The sequence below is a fragment of the Vibrio sp. RM-41-2B genome, from assembly GCF_024744415.1.
Lineage (GTDB): Bacteria > Pseudomonadota > Gammaproteobacteria > Enterobacterales > Vibrionaceae > Vibrio > Vibrio diabolicus.
The window spans coordinates 1-628 of the sequence record NZ_JAMQWD010000011.1; the positions used below are offsets into that span (position 1 = coordinate 1).

General features: G+C 47.9%; 1 protein-coding gene. It reads left to right on the top strand.

The features are described from left to right. On the top strand, positions 1-628 hold a 628-nt coding region (locus NB463_RS09040), incomplete at both ends, for a GTP-binding protein (RefSeq protein WP_258431980.1).

The window sequence follows — 628 nt, forward strand, 5'->3', positions numbered from 1 at the left end:
ACGTTGGTACTATCGGCCACGTTGACCACGGTAAAACAACTCTAACTGCAGCTATCTGTACTACTCTTGCTAAAGTTTACGGCGGTGTAGCTAAAGACTTCGCATCTATCGATAACGCTCCAGAAGAGCGTGAGCGCGGTATCACAATCGCAACTTCTCACGTTGAGTACGACACTCCAACTCGTCACTACGCACACGTTGACTGTCCAGGACACGCGGACTACGTTAAAAACATGATCACTGGTGCTGCACAGATGGACGGTGGTATCCTAGTTGTTGCTGCGACAGATGGCCCAATGCCACAAACTCGTGAGCACATCCTACTAGGCCGTCAGGTTGGTATCCCATACATCATCGTATTCATGAACAAATGTGACATGGTTGACGATGAAGAGCTACTAGAACTAGTAGAAATGGAAGTTCGTGAACTTCTATCTGAATACGATTTCCCAGGTGATGACCTACCAGTTATCCAAGGTTCTGCACTAGGCGCACTAAACGGCGAAGAGCAGTGGGAAGCGAAAATCGTTGAACTAGCTGAAGCTCTAGATACTTACATCCCTGAGCCAGAGCGTGCGGTAGATCAGCCATTCCTAATGCCTATCGAAGACGTATTCTCAATCCAAGG